General features: G+C 58.4%; 18 protein-coding genes and 1 pseudogene. 8 read left to right on the plus strand and 11 right to left on the minus strand.

Translation table 11 applies throughout. The features are described 5' to 3' along the window. Positions 1–41: 41 nt before the first annotated feature. From GHN92_RS15405 to GHN92_RS15435, 7 genes are all read right to left on the minus strand, one after another. Positions 42–860 (minus strand): DUF4892 domain-containing protein, encoded by an 819-nt coding sequence (locus GHN92_RS15405; protein ID WP_095002693.1) that lies wholly within the window; start codon positions 858–860, stop codon positions 42–44. A gap of 145 nt (positions 861–1,005) precedes the next feature. Next, positions 1,006–1,860, minus strand: a complete 855-nt coding sequence (locus tag GHN92_RS15410) for an alpha/beta fold hydrolase (protein WP_133143764.1) — start codon at positions 1,858–1,860, stop codon at positions 1,006–1,008. Between the two features lie 12 nt (positions 1,861–1,872). Continuing rightward, entirely contained in the window at positions 1,873–2,673 is an 801-nt protein-coding gene (locus GHN92_RS15415) for an alpha/beta fold hydrolase (protein WP_153380528.1), read from the minus strand. Between the two features lie 112 nt (positions 2,674–2,785). Then, complete coding sequence (locus GHN92_RS15420; RefSeq protein WP_095002696.1) at positions 2,786–3,229, minus strand: hotdog fold thioesterase; 444 nt, start codon at positions 3,227–3,229, stop codon at positions 2,786–2,788. A gap of 125 nt (positions 3,230–3,354) precedes the next feature. After that, positions 3,355–3,804, minus strand: coding sequence for a phosphohistidine phosphatase SixA (gene sixA / locus GHN92_RS15425; protein ID WP_095002697.1), 450 nt, complete (start codon positions 3,802–3,804; stop codon positions 3,355–3,357). Then, positions 3,801–4,133: a DUF4389 domain-containing protein gene (locus GHN92_RS15430; protein ID WP_095002698.1), complete on the minus strand. Its 333-nt coding sequence runs from the start codon at positions 4,131–4,133 to the stop codon at positions 3,801–3,803. The genes sixA and GHN92_RS15430 overlap by 4 nt, the downstream gene beginning before the upstream one ends. 18 nt (positions 4,134–4,151) lie before the next feature. Further along, positions 4,152–5,177 carry an NAD(P)H-dependent glycerol-3-phosphate dehydrogenase gene (locus GHN92_RS15435; RefSeq protein ID WP_095002699.1) on the minus strand — a complete coding sequence of 342 codons (1,026 nt, stop codon included), beginning with the start codon at positions 5,175–5,177 and terminating at the stop codon, positions 4,152–4,154. A 251-nt stretch (positions 5,178–5,428) separates the two neighbouring features. Here GHN92_RS15435 and GHN92_RS15440 point away from each other — a divergent pair, with 251 nt between their 5' ends. The 5 genes from GHN92_RS15440 (at position 5,429) to GHN92_RS15460 (ending at position 10,791) form a co-directional block, all read left to right on the plus strand. Continuing rightward, entirely contained in the window at positions 5,429–7,327 is a 1,899-nt protein-coding gene (locus GHN92_RS15440; protein WP_095002715.1) for a response regulator, read from the plus strand. Positions 7,328–7,575: 248 nt separating this feature from the next. Further along, positions 7,576–8,091, plus strand: a complete 516-nt coding sequence (fabA, locus tag GHN92_RS15445; protein WP_003210552.1) for a 3-hydroxyacyl-[acyl-carrier-protein] dehydratase FabA — start codon at positions 7,576–7,578, stop codon at positions 8,089–8,091. Between the two features lie 11 nt (positions 8,092–8,102). Further along, positions 8,103–9,323: a beta-ketoacyl-ACP synthase I gene (gene fabB / locus GHN92_RS15450; protein WP_095002700.1), complete on the plus strand. Its 1,221-nt coding sequence runs from the start codon at positions 8,103–8,105 to the stop codon at positions 9,321–9,323. Between the two features lie 127 nt (positions 9,324–9,450). Beyond that, positions 9,451–9,867, plus strand: coding sequence for an OsmC family protein (locus tag GHN92_RS15455; RefSeq protein ID WP_095002701.1), 417 nt, complete (start codon positions 9,451–9,453; stop codon positions 9,865–9,867). 63 nt (positions 9,868–9,930) lie between these two features. Then, on the plus strand, positions 9,931–10,791 hold the full coding sequence (locus tag GHN92_RS15460; protein WP_095002702.1) for a pirin family protein: 861 nt from the start codon (positions 9,931–9,933) through the stop codon (positions 10,789–10,791). A 10-nt stretch (positions 10,792–10,801) separates the two neighbouring features. Here the strand turns inward: GHN92_RS15460 and GHN92_RS15465 are convergent, their stop codons facing one another. Beyond that, the gene (locus GHN92_RS15465) at positions 10,802–12,121 is read right to left on the minus strand and encodes a Na+/H+ antiporter family protein (RefSeq protein ID WP_153380538.1); all 1,320 of its coding nucleotides are present in this window, start codon (positions 12,119–12,121) and stop codon (positions 10,802–10,804) included. A 1,463-nt stretch (positions 12,122–13,584) separates the two neighbouring features. Here GHN92_RS15465 and GHN92_RS24445 point away from each other — a divergent pair. After that, positions 13,585–13,731, plus strand: a pseudogene (locus tag GHN92_RS24445) (HAMP domain-containing protein); the annotation flags it as partial. A 102-nt stretch (positions 13,732–13,833) separates the two neighbouring features. Next, positions 13,834–14,589: a methyl-accepting chemotaxis protein gene (locus GHN92_RS24450; protein WP_370688632.1), complete on the plus strand. Its 756-nt coding sequence runs from the start codon at positions 13,834–13,836 to the stop codon at positions 14,587–14,589. A gap of 19 nt (positions 14,590–14,608) precedes the next feature. On the opposite strand, the gene GHN92_RS15475 is transcribed toward GHN92_RS24450, so the two are convergent. The 3 genes from GHN92_RS15475 to GHN92_RS15485 are packed head-to-tail and all read right to left on the minus strand — an operon-like array spanning position 14,609 to position 16,922. After that, positions 14,609–15,943, minus strand: coding sequence for a sensor histidine kinase (locus GHN92_RS15475; RefSeq protein WP_095021292.1), 1,335 nt, complete (start codon positions 15,941–15,943; stop codon positions 14,609–14,611). Beyond that, on the minus strand, positions 15,940–16,608 hold the full coding sequence (locus GHN92_RS15480; RefSeq protein WP_095002705.1) for a response regulator transcription factor: 669 nt from the start codon (positions 16,606–16,608) through the stop codon (positions 15,940–15,942). The genes GHN92_RS15475 and GHN92_RS15480 overlap by 4 nt, the downstream gene beginning before the upstream one ends. Continuing rightward, the gene (locus GHN92_RS15485) at positions 16,608–16,922 is read right to left on the minus strand and encodes a PepSY domain-containing protein (RefSeq protein WP_095018951.1); all 315 of its coding nucleotides are present in this window, start codon (positions 16,920–16,922) and stop codon (positions 16,608–16,610) included. The genes GHN92_RS15480 and GHN92_RS15485 overlap by 1 nt, the downstream gene beginning before the upstream one ends. Positions 16,923–17,125: 203 nt before the next feature. Between GHN92_RS15485 and queD the strand changes: the two genes are divergently transcribed. Further along, entirely contained in the window at positions 17,126–17,482 is a 357-nt protein-coding gene (queD, locus tag GHN92_RS15490) for a 6-carboxytetrahydropterin synthase QueD (protein WP_019410510.1), read from the plus strand. The last annotated feature ends 183 nt before the right edge of the window (positions 17,483–17,665 follow it).

Raw genomic sequence — 17,665 nt, forward strand, 5'->3', positions numbered from 1 at the left:
GGACGACGACTACGTAGAGTGTAGTCGTCGTTTACACAGGCTTAACGCAACAGTTCGATGCGCAACCCTTTGGCCTGACCGTCACCCAGTTCCAGGCGCGACGCCCGTACACCGTTAGCGATCAGCGCATCGCGCCAGGCGCCAGCCTTGGCACCGGTTAAACTGACCCTGGAGGTTGCATCCAGGTTCAATGCCCTTGAAATTAACGTCAGCCACTGAGTATCCGGGTCGCCCGCAAGCTTGGGAAAATCCAGCTCGCCCGTGCTTTTAAGCTGGCGTTGCAGGGTGGCCGAGGTAGGCAACAGTTCTCCCAGGTCGGCACTCGCCTGCATCTGCTCAACGTGCAGATAGGCCTTGCGATTGCCCCGATTGATCCCGTACAGGGCAACCAGCTGGTTCTGAGCGGGGGCCGCACGGCGCAGCAGCAAGTAAGACTGCTGCTCGTCGGAGCCCACCAGCTTGGAATTGCCGAACACTTCATTGGCCCACAGGCTGCTTTCGCCACAGTCACGAGCCTGACACCAGAACAACAACTCGGCGCCCTGCTTTTGCAACGCCTCGCGTGCAGCGGTAAAGGCTTCGGTGGCCGAGTGCTCGGCAGGCAGCTCGTAGGTGACGGCCGTAATCTGACCACGGGCATTGACCTGCCCTTCGAATCGCAGGCGACCGCTGATCTTGCGGATCGAGCCCATCGGGTAGATACGTTCGACATCGGGCCGCACGCTGTAATCGACAATCTGCGCGTCCGCGAGGCGCGGCACATCCGGCAAATCACTGCTGCCGGGCACATCGCTGGCCCAAAGTAACGGGCTCAAACAGCCCAGGCCCAGAGCCAGGATAAATCGGCTGGGTATTTTCATCGGCGCACATCACCGGGTGATGACGTGTGGCTGAGCATCCTCACGATAGAGACCGGGTGGCCTTTCGGGGTCGCAGCGGTGTACAGATCTATCATGGTTGTCTCCCATTTCAACCCGCCAAGCCTCGACAGTTGCTAGCCGCAAGTCAAGGAACAGCGAAGAAGCGATTGAAACAGTCTGCAACAAGGATCGCTCCCGCCTCGTCATTCAGGTGCAAATGATGGCCACCCGGCAACCGTTCCAGGTTGAAGGGTAGCCGATCCAGTAGCTCGGGGTGGCTGGCCAGCATGCCCTGCTGCGCCACCACCAGGGTGGTCGGGCAACTCACCCGTCGTACAAAGGACATCGCCTGCTCGTCACTCAGGCGCAAGGGCGATGGCAAGGTGAGCCGGCTGTCGCTGCGCCAGCTGTAGCCGCCGGGCACTGGCATCAGCCCGCGCTGGGCGAGCAGCTCGGCGGCCTCACGGCTGACGGCTACCAGGCCTTTCATCCGCGCTTCGACAGCCCGGTCGAGTGTCGGATGCACCGACTTGCGCTTGTGCTCCAGATCGAGCTGCGCCTGCAGGGCCTGGCCCATGCGCTCGGCGGCATCACCCTCGGGGCCGCTGCGCGCGACAATGCCATCAATCAGCCCCATGCGGGTCACGCGCTCCGGGAACGAACCGGCAATGACCACAGACACAATGGCACCCAGTGAGTGCCCAAGCAGAGCAAAGCGCTCCCAGCCCAGTTGCTCGGCCATGCACAGCACATCAAAGGCATAGTCCGCCAGCGCATAGCCGGCGCCACGGGGACGGTGATCGGAATGGCCATGCCCGGCAAAATCCAGGGCCACGATACGCAAGCCCGTCAGCTTTGGCGCCAGCCGGGCAAAGCTGTTGGCGTTATCCAGCCAGCCATGCAGGGCGATAACAGGCAAGCCATCCTCGGGGCCGAATATATGTGCAGCCAGCTCGATATGCGGCAGGCTCAGACGAATTTCTTCAACCACAGGGCTCATGCGAAATGCTCGTTAAAGGCCGGGATGACGGAGTTCCCAGCGGGCAAAAATCTGTTTCAGCAGGCTGGCGGTATCCTGCGGCTGCTCAAGCGGGAACATGTGCCCGCCCGGCACGCTCAACGCCTCGCCGTTGGGCATGCGCGCCACCGCCCTGGCAGGATGGTTCATGACCACGCGGCTGTCGCGACCACGCACCACGGTCAGCGGCACCTGCAGCTTGAAGGCCTGCCCGGGGCTGGTATGCGGAACGCTGCGATAGATATCGATTTCGGTGGCAGGGTCAAAGCGCAACCGCAAACACTCATCCACAGGTTGCAAGCCGTGCTCCAGATAGGCCTCGAAGCAATCGGGGTCAAAGCTGCGAAACAGTGATTTGCCGGCAAAGTAAGCGCGTGCCGCTTCACGGTCGGCAAACTCTTCACGCCGCCCCAGCGTGCGACCGGCGGGGGTCAAGCGATCAATCAGGCCAAAGCGCTTGGCCGCGCGAATCACCCATTGATCAGTGCGCGTCAACACCGGCGAATCCAGCATGACGACGCCCCGGTAAAGCTGCGGGCAGCGGATTGCGGCATGCAAATGCAACATCCCGCCCAGCGAGTGACCCACGCCCAATACGGGCCCGGCTTGCTGGCGAAGATGATATATCAGCTCATCGACCAGGTTATGCCAGTTGTTGTCCACCGGGTAACGCGGGTCATGCCCGTGCTGTGACAAATGCGTCACGCAAAAATCCGGCGCCAGGGCATTGAACAACTTCCCGTACGTGGCTGAAGGGAAGCCGTTGGCATGGGCGAAAAAAATCTGCCGAGACATACAAGGCATCCAGATGTAGGAAGAATGCCGTATTGTCTGCAGGAATATTCTTCATATCAATGACCGTATGCGCCATGAGTGACGACACTACGGCCATTGACTGACCGTTTGATCACCGCGCTGGGGGTGTTTCACCCAGGGGCACAACGGCGATGGTCAGGCGCGAGATGCAGTTTATTTTACCGCTGTCGTCGCTCAGGCGGATATCCCACACATGGGTGGTGCGACCGATATGGACCGGGCGTGCGATTGCACTCACCCGGCCGCTGCGCACGCCACGCAAGTGGTTGGCATTGACCTCAAGGCCCACACAATAGAATTTTTGCGTATCGATGCACATGTAGCTGGCCATCGAGCCGAGTGTTTCTGCCAGCACCACCGACGCACCGCCATGCAGCAAGCCGAAGGGCTGGTGGGTACGATGGTCCACTACCATGCTTGCGGTGATGGAGTTGTCGTCAAACGCATCGAACGTGATATCCAGCACATCGCAAATGGTGTTTTTGCGCATTTCATTGAGGCGTGCCAGATCTGGCTGGGTCGTCCACAAGCTCATGTGGTCATTCCTTGGTCAGTGAGTGTTGGTGACGGAGCCACTGGCCCTCGACGCAAGCGTCAAATGCCATTAACCCGCCCCCAACTATCTTGCACTACGACCGTACTGTGCAACCGCTGCAATGCTCAGGGGTGATATGCGCTGAGCAATGTCATGCTGCCCGCCAGCGGCCACTCACCTTCAAGCTCCACCAGGCTGGCCGTGTGCATGGGCTGCGGTTGCCGCATGTGCCCGTGCAGCATCAGGCTGATCAATTCACCTACAAACGGCTGATGACTGACCAACAGCACATTGCCGCTGTCCGGCAGTTTGCCGAGCGCATACTTGGGTTCACTTTCGGGCGTCAGCCAGGGCACGGTGACGGGTGGTGATGAAAAGCCCAGGGCCTGGCAAACCAACGCGGCGGTTTGCTGGGCGCGCACATAAGGACTGACCAGAATGCAGTCCAGCGGCTGGCCAATCAAATGAGCGGCGCTGCCCAGCACCTGCTCACGCCCGTGGGGGGTCAGCTCACGCTCGGCATCACGGCGGGCATGGGGCTCGGCTTCGCCATGACGCAGAATCCAGACTTTCATGGCTTGGTCCCTTCACCATTGGCGCCTGGCGTGTAGGGCGCTTCGCCTTCAGGTGCCCGCGGCACTGGCCAGTCGGCGAACGGCCAGGGTTTTTGTTCGGTGTGAAAACTGCCGAAACGACCGATCTGCGCCAGGTAAAGGCTCAGGCTGTCACCAAAGTTCATCAAGCCGCCATTGGGCGCACCGTAGACCACACGGTAAATCAACTGCACCAGCACCAGCCCGCCAAGAACCAGTTGTGCCACCTGCCAGACCAGCAGGAAAACCAGCATCCACAGCACGCGCAAAACAAGCGACTCGTACTTGGGTGCGTTTTTAGTGTCGTTCATGTGCTGCTCCTGTGGTGCTCAGTTAAAACCGCTGGTGGAGATAAAGTCGACATCGGTCTTGGGCTCGCCACGCATCAATTGCCCGATCACCTGCTCCAGGGTGTAGCCCTCGAACAGGATTGCGTGCAACCCGGCAACCAATGGCATGTAAACGTTCAGTTCCTGCGCCTTGGCCTTGAGTACCTTAAGGGTATTCACGCCTTCGGCCACTTCACCCAGGCGGGTAACGGCATCTTCAAGGCTCAGCCCCTGCCCCAGGGCAAAGCCGACCTGATAGTTGCGGCTTTTAGGCGATGAGCAGGTAACGATCAAGTCGCCTACTCCTGCCAGCCCGAGAAAGGTCATGGGGTTGGCACCCTGGCTGACGGCGAAGCGAGTCATTTCTGCCAAGGCACGGGTAATCAGCATGCTTTTGGTGTTCTCGCCCATACCCAGCGCCACGGCCATGCCGGCGATGATCGCGTAAACGTTTTTCAGGGCCCCGCCCAGCTCCACGCCAAAGCGGTCGGCACTGGCGTAGACACGGAACGTGCGGCCATGCAGTGCAGCCTGCACGCGGGTGCAGAGTTCTTCGTCGGCGCTGGCGACCACGGTGGCAGTCAGCGCATGTTCGGCCACCTCGCGGGCGAGGTTGGGCCCGGACAGCACACCGATGCGTGCCTGCGGGGCGATTTCTTCAAGGATCTCGCTCATCAGCTTGAAGCTGTGGGCTTCAATCCCCTTGGTCAGGCTGACCAGCATCTTGCCGCTCAGGCGCCCGGCATGCTCCGCCAGCACACTGCGCAAGGCGCTGGACGGCAAAGCCACGAAGCACAACTGGCAGGCATCGAGTGTGGCCTGCAAGTCAGTGACCGGCTCGACCCCGGGATGAATCTTGATACCTTTAAGGTAACGAGGGTTTTCACGATTGAGGCGAATGGCCTCGGCTTGCTCGGGGTCGCGCATCCACTGATGCACTCGATGACCGTTTTCTGCCAGCAAGTTGGCCACGGCGGTGCCAAAGCTTCCGCCTCCCAAGACCGCAATAGCGTGCTGTTCAGTCATATGCAATCCCGTTATCCATCTAGCAGTGGCAATGACGGCATTATACGGAGCACATCCCCCGCGACCAGCCCCACAGCATATAGATGGCCATGACTGAAAAAGAACAGGACCTCGGTTACCATGCGGTTCCGGTACTCACACCCAGAGGCAGCATTGCTGCACTTCAAAATGAACACGCGCAGGTCAAGGATGACAATGGACAGTGGAAATGGACTGACGCACTGGCGACTGACCGACGGAGCCGCGTTCCCATGATGACTCGCAGCCGGTGGGACATCCACACCCGCACGCAGATGATGAGTCTGGGCCCGGCCCTGCTATTGACGCTGTTGCTGATCAGCTTTTTTACCTTCGTACGAATCCAGGATTTGCGCCAGGAACTCAAGCACACCGGCCAATTGATCGCCAACCAGCTGGCACCCGCCACCGAGTACGGGATCATGTCGGGGAACAACGATGTGCTGGAAACCCTGATCAACGCCTCGCTGAACATTCCCCATGTTCAATTCGTGCAGGTACAGAACCGGGCCAACGACATACTGGCCCACGCCGAGCATCCCGCGCCCAATGCTGACAAGAGCTCGCAGGTTGAAGTGTTTCAGGCGCCGGTCAGAGTGCAGAAGAGCCCCTCCGGCGGTTATTTACTGCTCGGCAATCGACAGGCTGCGGACCTGACAGAAGATTATCTGGGCCGGGTACTGGTCGGCATGTCCGGCGAAGCATTCAGCACGCGCCAGCAGGAAATCCTGCTCAAGGCCGTGATTCTTGCCTTGTTTGCCCTGGGCTTCACTTATCTGCTGGCCAAGCGCCTGGCGTCCAACCTGTCCAGGCCCATCAGTGACATGAGCAAGGCGGTCAAGGCCATCCAGTACGGCGACTATAAAACCCCCTTGCCCGTGGTCGACGACGGCGAGCTGGGCACATTGGCCCAACACATCAACAACCTGGCCACAGGCCTTGAGCAAGCCAGCCGCGAGCAACAATCTGCCATTGCGCAATTGATCCAGACACGTGAAGAAGCCGAGCGTGCCAACCGTGCGAAAACCGACTTCCTGGCCATGATGAGTCACGAACTGCGCACCCCCATGAACGGCGTGCTGGGCATGCTGCAACTGCTGGAAACCACGCAGATGACCGAAGAGCAGGCCGAATATGCCGCCCTGGCATCGGAATCCACCGAACACTTGCTCAAGGTCATCAACGACATCCTCGATTTCTCCCGAATCGAACGCTCAGCACTGGAGCTGGAGCGTATCCCCTTCAACCTCGCCGAAATGGTCAGCAACTGCGCCCAGGCATTCCAGCACAACGCCGTGCAACGTGGCCTGCACTTGCAACTGAACATTCCTGAAGGGCTGCAGGACTTGCCTGTACTGGGCGATCCGACCCGGATCCGGCAAATCCTGGTCAACCTGATCGGTAATGCCCTGAAGTTCACTGAACGGGGTCAGGTGATTATCGAACCGCTCTGGCAACAACTGGATCACGAACTGATCTGGTTTACCTGCGCCGTACGTGACAGCGGTATCGGAATCAACAGCGAAAAACTGGACGCCATGTTCACCGCCTTCCAGCAGGCCGACAGCTCTATTTCCCGACGTTATGGCGGCACCGGGCTGGGCCTGCCCATCGCCCGCACGCTGGCGGAGCGAATGGGCGGCACGCTGCACGCCATGAGCGAAGAGGCCCAAGGCTCGGTGTTCACTCTCGAAATCCCGCTGCAACTGCATCAACCCGTCACGCTCAGCCAGAGACCGTTGCTGGAGCCTGGGGCCATCTGTGCACCCGGGCGCAAAGTGCTGCTGGTGGAAGACAACCAGGTTAACCAGACCGTCATTGAGGCCATGCTAAGCAGCCTGGGGTATGAAGTGACTATGGTCAGTGACGGTGCACAGGCCATTCACTTTGCCAACAGCGAGCGCTTCGCCGCGATCTTGATGGACTGCCGGCTGCCGATCATCAACGGCTATGAAGCCACCCGGCAAATCCGCCAGTTGCCCGGTTGCCGGGCCCTGCCCATCATCGCCCTGACCGCCAATGCCCTGCAGGGCGACCGGGAGACCTGCCTGCAGGCCGGAATGAACGATTACCTGGCAAAGCCGTTCAAACGCGCTGACCTGGAACAAATTCTGCAGCGCTGGGTCCAGTAACTTATGGCTAAAAGGCCACCTGCGACTGGCGTAAAAGACAAAAGTGCGGCAGTCTTAGGCACCCGAATGGGCCACTGAACCGGCCCGATTTAAATTTTCAGTGCACAAGTGTACATTCTTGTCCTTTGCGCTGTGACTTTCACTACAACGCAATAGTCTATGTGTAGGCTGGCGAACTGAAACACCTGTGTTTCAGTTGGTCGGGAAGATTTGCCCCACCCGCCGCATGGGATTATTGAGGAGCTCGCATGACCAAACAAAACGCCTTTACTCGGGAAGATCTGCTGCGCTGTAGCCGCGGCGAACTGTTCGGCCCGGGTAACGCGCAACTGCCCGCCCCTAACATGCTGATGGTAGATCGCATCACCCATATCAGCGAAGAGGGTGGCAAGTACGGCAAAGGTGAATTGGTCGCCGAGCTGGATATCACCCCGGACCTGTGGTTCTTCGCCTGCCATTTCGAAGGCGATCCGGTGATGCCGGGCTGCCTGGGCCTTGATGCCATGTGGCAGCTGGTCGGCTTCTACCTAGGCTGGCAGGGCCTGCCGGGCCGCGGTCGCGCCCTGGGTTCGGGCGAAGTGAAGTTCTTTGGCCAGGTCTTGCCGACCGCCAAGAAAGTCACCTACAACATTCAAATCAAGCGCGTCCTCAAGGGCAAGCTGAACCTGGCCATTGCCGATGGTTCGGTAACTGTCGACGGTCGCGAGATTTATACTGCCGAAGGTCTTCGGGTCGGCGTATTTACTTCCACTGACAACTTTTAAGGGTTATCCGCATGCGCCGCGTCGTTATCACTGGTCTGGGCATCGTTTCGTGCCTGGGCAATGACAAAGAGACCGTCTCCGCTAACCTGCGTGCAAGTCGCCCTGGCATCCGATTCAACCCGGAATATGCCGAAATGGGTCTGCGTAGCCAGGTATCCGGCTCCATTGACCTGCCTCTCGAAGAGCTGATCGATCGCAAGATCTATCGCTTCGTCGGCCACGCAGCGGCTTACGCCTACCTGGCCATGAAAGACGCCATCACTGATTCGGGCCTGACCGAGGAGCAAGTCTCCAACCCGCGTACCGGCCTGATCGCCGGCTCCGGCGGCGCGTCGACCCTGAATCAGATGGAAGCACTCGACATCCTGCGTGAAAAAGGCGTCAAGCGTGTTGGCCCGTACCGCGTTACGCGGACCATGGGCAGCACCGTTTCCGCCTGCCTGGCCACCCCCTTCAAAATCAAGGGCGTGAACTACTCGATCTCCTCTGCCTGCGCCACCAGCGCCCATTGCATCGGTACTGCAGTCGAGCAGATCCAGCTGGGCAAGCAGGACATCGTATTTGCCGGCGGCGGCGAAGAAGAACATTGGAGCCAGTCGTTCCTGTTCGACGCCATGGGCGCCCTGTCCACCCAGTACAACGACACGCCTGAAAAAGCGTCCCGTGCCTACGACAAAAACCGCGACGGCTTCGTCATCGCCGGTGGCGGCGGCATGGTTGTTGTTGAAGAACTGGAACACGCCCTGGCCCGTGGCGCCAAGATCTACGCTGAAATCGTCGGCTACGGCGCAACATCCGACGGCTACGACATGGTTGCCCCAAGCGGTGAAGGCGCCATCCGCTGCATGCAGATGGCAATGGCCACCGTTGACGGCCCGATCGACTACCTCAACACCCACGGCACCTCTACTCCGGTAGGCGACGCCAAGGAAATGGAAGGTGTGCGCGCGGTATTCGGCGACAAGGCCCCGGCCATCAGCTCGACCAAAAGCCTGTCGGGTCACTCCCTGGGCGCCGCAGGCGTTCATGAAGCGATCTACTGCCTGCTGATGATGGAAGGCAATTTCATCGCTGGCTCGGCCAACATCGAAGAGATCGATCCTGTCGTTGCCGACATGCCGATCCTGACCAAGACCCGCGAGAACGTCACGCTCAACAACGTGATGAGCAACAGCTTCGGCTTCGGTGGCACCAACGCCACTCTGGTCCTCAAGCGCTGGGCTGGCAAATAAGCCACCCGCTCGCGAAGTAAAAAATGCCCCGACTGGTTCGGGGCATTTTTTTGTCCGAGGGAACGTACAGCCGCCAGCATGCTCTATAAAGATCAGGACGTTTAATCACTCCACGCTGAGGTTTGCCATGACTGTTACCGTTAATACCGTGTCACACGAAGGTTTTCGTCACAGCATCAAGATCGACGATTACGAAGTGTTCACCGATCTGCCCAAAACAATGGGCGGCGAAGGCAGCGCCCCTACCCCCCATGATTATTTCGATGCCGCCCTTGGCGCCTGCAAAGCGCTGACGCTCAAGCTATACGCACAGAGAAAAGAGATCCCGCTCACCGGAGTCACGGTTGAAGTCAAACACGACGCCAGCGAAGAACTTAAGGGCAAATATGCCCTGCACGTCAAACTGACCCTCAAGGGCGTACTGACCGACGCTCAGCGCGAGGAACTGCACAATGTGGCCGACAAGTGCCCGGTGCATAAACTGATGACCACCGCCGAGGTCACCATCGAAACCCACCTGTCTGAAGGCGCTTTCAGCCAGTAACGGCCTGCCGCCCGGATAAGCGCTGGGTTATGCTCAGCGCTTATCCATTGCCGGGCCAGCACCATGCGCGCACTCACAGTGATCCGACCTCGGGCCGAGGACGTAGAAGGCCAACCGATTTTGCGCCCCCTGCCCTCGGCAAAATGCCGCAGCGTCGGGCCATTCGTATTTTTCGACCACATGCTGCTAACCCATTACCCTGCCGGTAGCGGCATGAATATCCGACAGCACCCGCATATTGGTCTGTCTACGCTGACTTATCTGTTTGAAGGCCAGATTCAGCACAAGGACAGCCTGGGATCTGACCAACTGGTGGGTCCCGGCGATGTCAGCTGGATGACCGCCGGTGCAGCCATTGCCCATATCGAACGCACGCCGGTATCATTGCTAGAGCAGGGTTCACATTTGCACGGCCTGCAGGTGTGGCTGGCATCACCCAAAACCCACGAGCAAGGTGCAAGCCACTACAGTCATCACCCCGCCGACAGCCTGCCCGTAAGCGACAACCTCGGGGTACGGATTCGCCTGATAGCCGGAACAGGCTTTTGCCTGACTTCACCGGTACCGGTGCTCTCGCCTACCCTTTACGCAGACGTGCATATGCAAACGGCCACCACCTTGCTGATCCCGGCCGACTACCCGGAACGCGCGCTTTATATGCTTGAAGGTGACGTGCAACTGGATGGCCAGGCACTGGAGCCCCACAGCCTTGTGCTGCTGGAAGCAGGCGAAGAGATGACCCTGAGTGCCGACAGCGACTGCCACCTGGTGCTGATCGGCGGCGCACCGCTGGATGGCCCGCGGCGCATGAACTGGAACTTCGTCGCCAGCGACCCGGCCCTTATCGAAAAGGCCAGAGCGCGCTGGGCGGCAGGCGACTGGCCGACCGTTCCCGGAGAAATCGGCCGGATCGAACTGCCGTAAAACCCGTGCCTTATAAGACCATTGCCGCAACCCAGCCAAAGGCCAGCAGTGGCAAGTTGTAATGCAGGAAGGTGGGCACCACGGTGTCCCAGATGTGGTGATGCTGACCGTCAATATTCAGACCGGAAGTCGGGCCCAGGGTGGAGTCCGACGCTGGCGAACCGGCATCGCCCAGAGCGCCCGCCGTACCGACGATACACACGATGGCCATGGGGCTGAAACCCAGTTGCACACACAGCGGCACAAAAATGGCCGCCAGGATAGGCACCGTTGAAAAGGACGAGCCGATGCCCATGGTCACCAGCAAACCCACCAGCAACATCAGCAGTGCACCTACCCCCTTGCTGTGGTTGATCCAGCCGGCAGACGCTTCAACCAGCGACTTGACCTCCCCCGTGGCTTTGAGCACTTCGGCGAAACCCGAAGCGGCGATCATGATGAAACCAATCATGGCCATCATTTTCATGCCTTCGGTAAACAGATCGTCGGTCTCACGCCAGCGCACGATCCCCGAGGCCGAGAAAATCAGAAAGCCTGCCAGCGCACCAATGATCATGGAGCCCAGCCACAGCTGAATGATAAACGCCGCTGCAATGGCCACCCCAGCCACCAGCAATGTGCGCGGGTTATAACTAATGGCCACCTGCTCGACCTGCTCGATCTTGCCCAGATCATAATCGCGCTTTTTGCGGTAGCTGATAAATACCGCCACCAGCAAGCCGAACAACATGCCCAAAGCCGGGATTGCCATGGCGTGGGTCACGTTGACAGCGCTGATATCCACGCCACTTTTGCTGACGTTGGCGAGCAGTATCTGGTTAAGGAAGATGTTGCCAAAGCCCACCGGCAAGAACATGTAGGGCGTGATCAAACCAAAGGTCATGACACAGGCGATCAGGCGCCGATCGATTTTCAGTTTGGTCAGCACATACAACAACGGCGGAACCAAGAGCGGGATAAAGGCGATATGAATAGGAAGAATATTCTGCGATGAAATAGCCACCACCAGCAGCAAGCCGATCAATAGCCATTTGACCCGATTGCCACCCACGACTTGCTGCTTGTTGACCATGCGCAGCGCTTTATCGGCCATGGCATGGGCCAGGCCAGACTTGGCAATGGCTACTGCGAAAGCGCCCAGCATCGCATAGGACAAAGCGACCTGAGCACCGCCACCCAAGCCGCCATTAAACGCATTGAGCGTAGCCTCGATACCCAGCCCACCGACCAGGCCGCCCACAAGGGCACCCACAATCAGTGCGATAACCACATGCACACGGGACAGACTGAGCACCAGCATGATGCCGACCGCGGCAATTACTGCATTCATCATTACAACCTCATAGCGCGCACCACGATAAAAACACCGTGAAGCGGAAAATTTCGGGCAAAAGAAGACTGTTCCAATCGCCGGATCTGGAAGTGTGGGTGTATTTGGGGGCGCACACTTTGCAGCACCATCAGCGTCATGTCAAAGCGCATGCCGATAGCGGCCCCACAATCGTCCACAATCGGCCTTAACCCTAGTATTTGCAGGGCCAAATCGTACTTTTAAAGGGAGGGTCACATACTAAAAAAACGGGGTTTGGCATAAAGAAATACCACCTGCGGCCGCTAACAGACAAAGCCTCTTTTAGTCAGGATGTCTCCATGTCGCTCAGACAGCTTTCCATCCAATGGAAAATCACCCTTCTCGCCGGGCTCAGCCTGCTGGGTGTTGTTACCCTGCTGGTGGGGCTTTCGCTCTATCGCATGGACCACACTGCCGATCTGGTGGAGGCATCCAGCTCGCAGATGCTCAATGAGGCGGCACAGGCCCGCATTGAAGCGCAGGGTGAAGCCCAGGCACTGGCAATCAGCCGCCAGTTTATGGACGCCTACCAGTACGGCAACGGCTTCGCCCGCCAAGTCCTGTTTTTGCGTGAGCAATCGGAAAAACGCTTTCTGGATGCCTTCGACCTGCGTGAAGACCTGACCCGTCAGGTCAAAGCCGCCCTGCAGGCCAACCCGGACTTGCTGGGGCTCTCGCTGGTTTTCGAAGCCAACGCACTGGATGGCAAGGATCAGCTGTTCGATCATCAAAAAGAACTGGGCAGTAACGACAAGGGCCGCTTTGCCCTGTACTGGTCGCAACCGACGCCGGGCAAGCTGACCTCGATGGCACTGCCCGAATCAGACATGGCCGATACCAGCACCGGGCCCAGCGGCCAGGCCAACAACGCATGGTTTACCTGCCCGCGCACCACACGCAAACCGTGCATCATCGAGCCTTACTTTTATACAATCGACGGGCAAAGCGTACTGCTGACCAGTATCGTTTTCCCATTGATCGTGGACGGTAAAGTCATCGCTTCGCTGTCGGTGGATATCAACCTCAACAGCTTGCAAGCCCTCAGCCTGCAAGCCAGCCAGCGACTGTACGACGGGGAAACCCGGGTGGGCATCATCAGTTCGGCAGGCATCCTGGCCGGTTTCAGTGCTGATGCCAGCAAACTTGCCCAACGCCTCGACCAGGTCGACAGCAACGATGGCACGGCCCTGATCCGAATGATGGCCAGCGGTGATCAGGTACAAAGCATTCGCAGCCAGCAACGCCTGAAGGTGCTCACACCCTTCCTGCCGATTCCGGGCAGCAAGCCGTGGGGCGTGTTGCTCGACGTACCCGAGAAAGTTCTGATCGGCCCGGCCCAGGCGTTGCAGGCCGAACTGGACGAACGTAATAAAGCCGGAGCTTTGATCGAGCTGGCCTGGGGCTCACTGGCGGCCATTATCGGGCTCTTGCTGGTGTGGCTGATGGCCCTTAGCGTGACCCGGCCAATCCTCGGCGTGGCCCATATGCTGGAAGATATTGCCAGCGGTGAGGGAGACCTGACCCGTCGCCTGGCCTACGATAAAAAAGATGAATTGGGGCAACTGGCCAGCTGGTTCAACCGCTTTCTCGACAAACTGCAACCGACCATCGCCGAGGTCAAACGCTCGGTGCAGGATGCCCGCAGTACGGCCGATCAGTCAGCGGCGATTGCCACCCAGACCAGCGCAGGCATGGAGCAGCAATACCGTCAGGTCGATCAGGCAGCCACTGCTTCCCATGAGATGAGCGCTACCGCACAGGATGTGGCACGCAGCGCAGCGCAAGCGGCCCAGGCCGCCCGTGATGCCGACCAGGCCACACGACAGGGCTTGACCATCATCGATCGCACCACCGCCAGTATCGATCATCTGGCCGCCGACATGAGCGTAGCCATGACCCAGGTTGAAGGGCTGGCTGCCGATAGCGAGAAAATCGGATCGGTACTGGAAGTTATTCGTGCAATTGCCGAACAGACCAACCTCCTCGCCTTGAACGCAGCGATCGAAGCGGCACGAGCAGGCGAAGCCGGACGCGGGTTTGCCGTGGTGGCCGACGAGGTACGCAACCTGGCACGCCGGACCCAGGAATCGGTTGAAGAAACCCGCCAGGTCATCGAACAACTGCAAGCCGGCACCCAGGAAGTGGTGAGCTCCATGAGCAACAGCCATCGCCAGGCCCAGGGCAGTGTCGAGCAGGTGGGCCAAGCCGTGACCGCCCTGCAACAGATCGGCGATGCCGTGACCGTGATTACCGACATGAACTTGCAGATTGCCAGTGCGGCAGAAGAACAAAGTGCCGTGGCGGAAGAGATCAACAACAACGTTGCTACCATTCGCGATGTTACCGAGTCATTGTCTGAGCAAGCCAATGAATCTGCACGGGTCAGCCAGTCGCTTAACTCACTGGCCAACCAGCAGCAAAAACTGATGGATCAGTTCCGCGTCTGAACCTTTGGCGATGACGGCTTTAAGCCGTCGTCGCCTTTTGCTTACGCGCCGGTAGCTTGATGCTCACCAGCAACCCGCCTATCTCAGCCGTTCCAAGCTGCAGTTTGCCACCCCACGCTTCAACAATATCCCGCACGATGCCAAGCCCCAAGCCGTGACCACTGGCTTGCTCGTCAAGGCGCATACCACGACTGAACACCTGATCACGCTCAGTCTCGGGAATGCCCGGGCCATCGTCCTGTACTTCAATGACAAACCCGTCGCCAGTTTGGCTGATGCTCAGTTCGACTTGGGAGTCCGCCCATTTGCAGGCGTTATCCAGAAGATTGCCGAGCAATTCGAGCATGTCTTCCCGATCCCAGGGCAACAGCAACCCCGGCGCAACGTTGTGCGTCAGTTGCAGATGCTCGCCGTGGATCATCCCGAGGGTCGACAGCAGCCCCGGCAACTCTGCATCCGCATCGAATTGCGCACCCGGCAAGGCATCGCCCGCAAGACGCGCACGGTTAAGCTCACGGCTCATGCGCTGCTGTATCTGCTCCAACTGTTCACACAATGTATTTTGTATCTGCGGATAAGCCGCAAGCCGCGGATCGTTGGCCAGGCTGATCAACACCGCCAACGGAGTTTTGAGTGCATGCCCCAGGTTGCCCAGCGCATTGCGCGAGCGTTTGAGGGTGTCTTCGGTATGAGCCAGCAAATGGTTAATCTGCGTGACCAGTGGCTCAAGCTCAAGGGGCACCCGGGCATCCAGCTGAGAGCGCTGCCCCGACTGAAGCTGAGAAATTTGCTGGCGTGCTGTTTCCAACGGCCGCAGGGCACGGCGAACCGTGACGCGCTGCAGCAGCAAAATCACAATAAGGGCCAAGACCCCCATACCAAGACCGATCCGTTGAACTTGACGCAAGCTATCGCGTATCGGCGTGTAGTCCTGAGCCACCGTGATCGATACCGCCTGGCCAAGGCGCTGATAGTCGCTGCGCAAGACCAGTAACATCTGCCCTTCCGGGCCAGGCTGTAGTTCACGACTGAGGCCCGGTCGGTCGGGGCGCGGCAATTGAGCATCCCACAGCGAGCGTGAACGCCAGTGAGTCTCCCCGAATTCAATACTGAAATAGTGCCCGGAAAATGGCCGCTGATACGCCGGCGACAAACGCCGCTCATCCAGTTGCAAGCCCTGGGGGCCACGACTCAAGGCAATCAGCAAGTTCTCGCTGTCGTTTTGCAGGCCTGACTCCAGATAACGCTGAAGGCCATTTTCAAACAACCACAGACTGACCTGGCCTACTACCAGACCGGCAATCAAGAGCACACTGATCAAACCCAGGCTCAAGCGCCTTTGCATGGACTTCACTGACTGGCCGTACCGAACATATACCCCTGACCACGACGGGTTTCGATGACTGTACGCCCAAGCTTACGACGCAGATGGTTCACATGAACCTCAAGCACATTGGAATCACGCTCGGTCTCACCGTCATAGAGATGCTCGGCCAGATGGCTTTTCGAGAGGATCTGTTGCGGGTGCAACATGAAATAGCGCAAAAGCCGAAACTCGGCGGCAGTCAACTGCACCTCGGTGCCGTCATGGATAACACATTGACGGGCTTCATCCAGTTGCAGCCCGGCAGAACTCAATAAAGGCTGATTCGGTTGCCCGTGGGAGCGGCGCAACAACGCTTGTACCCGTAACTGCAGTTCTTCAGGATGAAAGGGCTTGGTCACGTAATCATCAGCACCGGCCTTTAGCCCGTCGATGCGCTCGGACCATGAACTCCGGGCAGTCAGAATAAGCACAGGTGTGGCCAGGCCTTTGGCACGCCACTGCTTGAGAACATCGATACCGGACATCCCGGGCAAGCCCAGATCAAGGATAATCAGGTCATAGGGTTCGCTCTGCCCCTGATAAAGAGCATCACGGCCATCAGCCAACCAATCAACGGCATAGCCCAAACGGGCCAAACCGGCCATCAGCTCATCAGCCAAGGGGACGTGATCTTCAACCAGCAGCAACCGCATTAATCATCTACCTCGTCTTTGAGCAATTGACCATTACTGGCGTTCAGCTTGATCTCGCGCACTACGCCACTGGTGGTAAGCAGTTCAACCTCGTAAACATAAATATCGTCATCCTCCTCCAGCTCTACCTCCAGCAACTTTGCGCCCGGGTGCCGCTCCAGAGCTTTTTGCAGCAGTTGCTCCAGGGGCTTAATAAGCCCTTGCTCACGCAAACGCAATGCCTCGTCTTGCCCCAGGTCACGTGCAATGGCCAAGGAGCAGAAAGCACAGAGCACAAGTACGACAAGTCCGCCAACTCGCAGGTTCACTGTCATCACTGACCTCCAGGGCCTCCCTTAGCGTCATTCTTACGATATTAAAAGGTCGAAGCATAACGCCACGAGCTTAATTGAAACTGAATCGGCCGCCCTGATACCGCATGGCTGGAGGTATGCACCTGCTGCGGGCGTTAACTGTTAAACTGCTGCCCTGTATTTATCGCTCAGGCGATAGTCACCTCTTCAGAGCTATAACTATTGTGGAAATTTTCAAAGAGTTTACCTTCGAATCTGCGCACCGCCTGCCTTACGTTCCTGAAGGCCATAAATGCGGGCGGTTGCACGGTCACTCCTTCAAGGTTGCTATCCATCTAAGCGGCGACATTGACCCGGCAACTGGCTGGATCCGTGATTTTTCTGAAATCAAAGCGATTTTCAAACCGCTTTATGAGCTGCTAGATCACAACTACCTCAACGACATCCCTGGCCTGGAAAACCCGACCAGCGAAGTTCTGGCCAAGTGGATCTGGCAACAGCTCAAACCCTTGCTGCCAGAGCTGTCGGCAATACGCATTCATGAAACCTGCACCAGTGGCTGTATTTACTACGGCGACTGAGTCACAGGCTCGAAAAAACCACCTTGCGAGGTGGTTTTTTTTGCTCTGAAAAACGCATGGGGCAGCGAAAAAGTGAGCACAGGTTGCGCCAAAACTTTTCTCGGCGCAAAAACAAACCCCCTGTCTGCGTGAGCAGACAGGGGGTTTGGAATTTAATCTTGACGATGACCTACTCTCACATGG

The organism is Pseudomonas sp. FSL R10-2964 (assembly GCF_009600035.1).
Lineage (GTDB): Bacteria > Pseudomonadota > Gammaproteobacteria > Pseudomonadales > Pseudomonadaceae > Aquipseudomonas > Aquipseudomonas bubulae.

Excerpts from the sequence above, each read along its gene's own strand:
- sixA (WP_095002697.1), bottom strand. The coding sequence starts at position 3,804 with ATGAAAGTCTGGATTCTGCGTCATGGCGAAGCCGAGCCCCATGCCCGC.
- GHN92_RS15435 (WP_095002699.1), bottom strand. The coding sequence starts at position 5,177 with ATGACTGAACAGCACGCTATTGCGGTCTTGGGAGGCGGAAGCTTTGGC.
- GHN92_RS15410 (WP_133143764.1), bottom strand. The coding sequence starts at position 1,860 with ATGAGCCCTGTGGTTGAAGAAATTCGTCTGAGCCTGCCGCATATCGAG.
- GHN92_RS24450 (WP_370688632.1), top strand. The coding sequence starts at position 13,834 with ATGGAGCAGCAATACCGTCAGGTCGATCAGGCAGCCACTGCTTCCCAT.
- GHN92_RS15480 (WP_095002705.1), bottom strand. The coding sequence starts at position 16,608 with ATGCGGTTGCTGCTGGTTGAAGATCACGTCCCCTTGGCTGATGAGCTG.
- GHN92_RS15440 (WP_095002715.1), top strand. The coding sequence starts at position 5,429 with ATGATGACTCGCAGCCGGTGGGACATCCACACCCGCACGCAGATGATG.
- GHN92_RS15405 (WP_095002693.1), bottom strand. The coding sequence starts at position 860 with ATGAAAATACCCAGCCGATTTATCCTGGCTCTGGGCCTGGGCTGTTTG.
- GHN92_RS15420 (WP_095002696.1), bottom strand. The coding sequence starts at position 3,229 with ATGAGCTTGTGGACGACCCAGCCAGATCTGGCACGCCTCAATGAAATG.
- GHN92_RS15485 (WP_095018951.1), bottom strand. The coding sequence starts at position 16,922 with ATGACAGTGAACCTGCGAGTTGGCGGACTTGTCGTACTTGTGCTCTGT.
- GHN92_RS15455 (WP_095002701.1), top strand. The coding sequence starts at position 9,451 with ATGACTGTTACCGTTAATACCGTGTCACACGAAGGTTTTCGTCACAGC.
- GHN92_RS15465 (WP_153380538.1), bottom strand. The coding sequence starts at position 12,121 with ATGAATGCAGTAATTGCCGCGGTCGGCATCATGCTGGTGCTCAGTCTG.
- GHN92_RS15430 (WP_095002698.1), bottom strand. The coding sequence starts at position 4,133 with ATGAACGACACTAAAAACGCACCCAAGTACGAGTCGCTTGTTTTGCGC.
- fabA (WP_003210552.1), top strand. The coding sequence starts at position 7,576 with ATGACCAAACAAAACGCCTTTACTCGGGAAGATCTGCTGCGCTGTAGC.
- GHN92_RS15460 (WP_095002702.1), top strand. The coding sequence starts at position 9,931 with ATGCGCGCACTCACAGTGATCCGACCTCGGGCCGAGGACGTAGAAGGC.
- GHN92_RS15415 (WP_153380528.1), bottom strand. The coding sequence starts at position 2,673 with ATGTCTCGGCAGATTTTTTTCGCCCATGCCAACGGCTTCCCTTCAGCC.
- fabB (WP_095002700.1), top strand. The coding sequence starts at position 8,103 with ATGCGCCGCGTCGTTATCACTGGTCTGGGCATCGTTTCGTGCCTGGGC.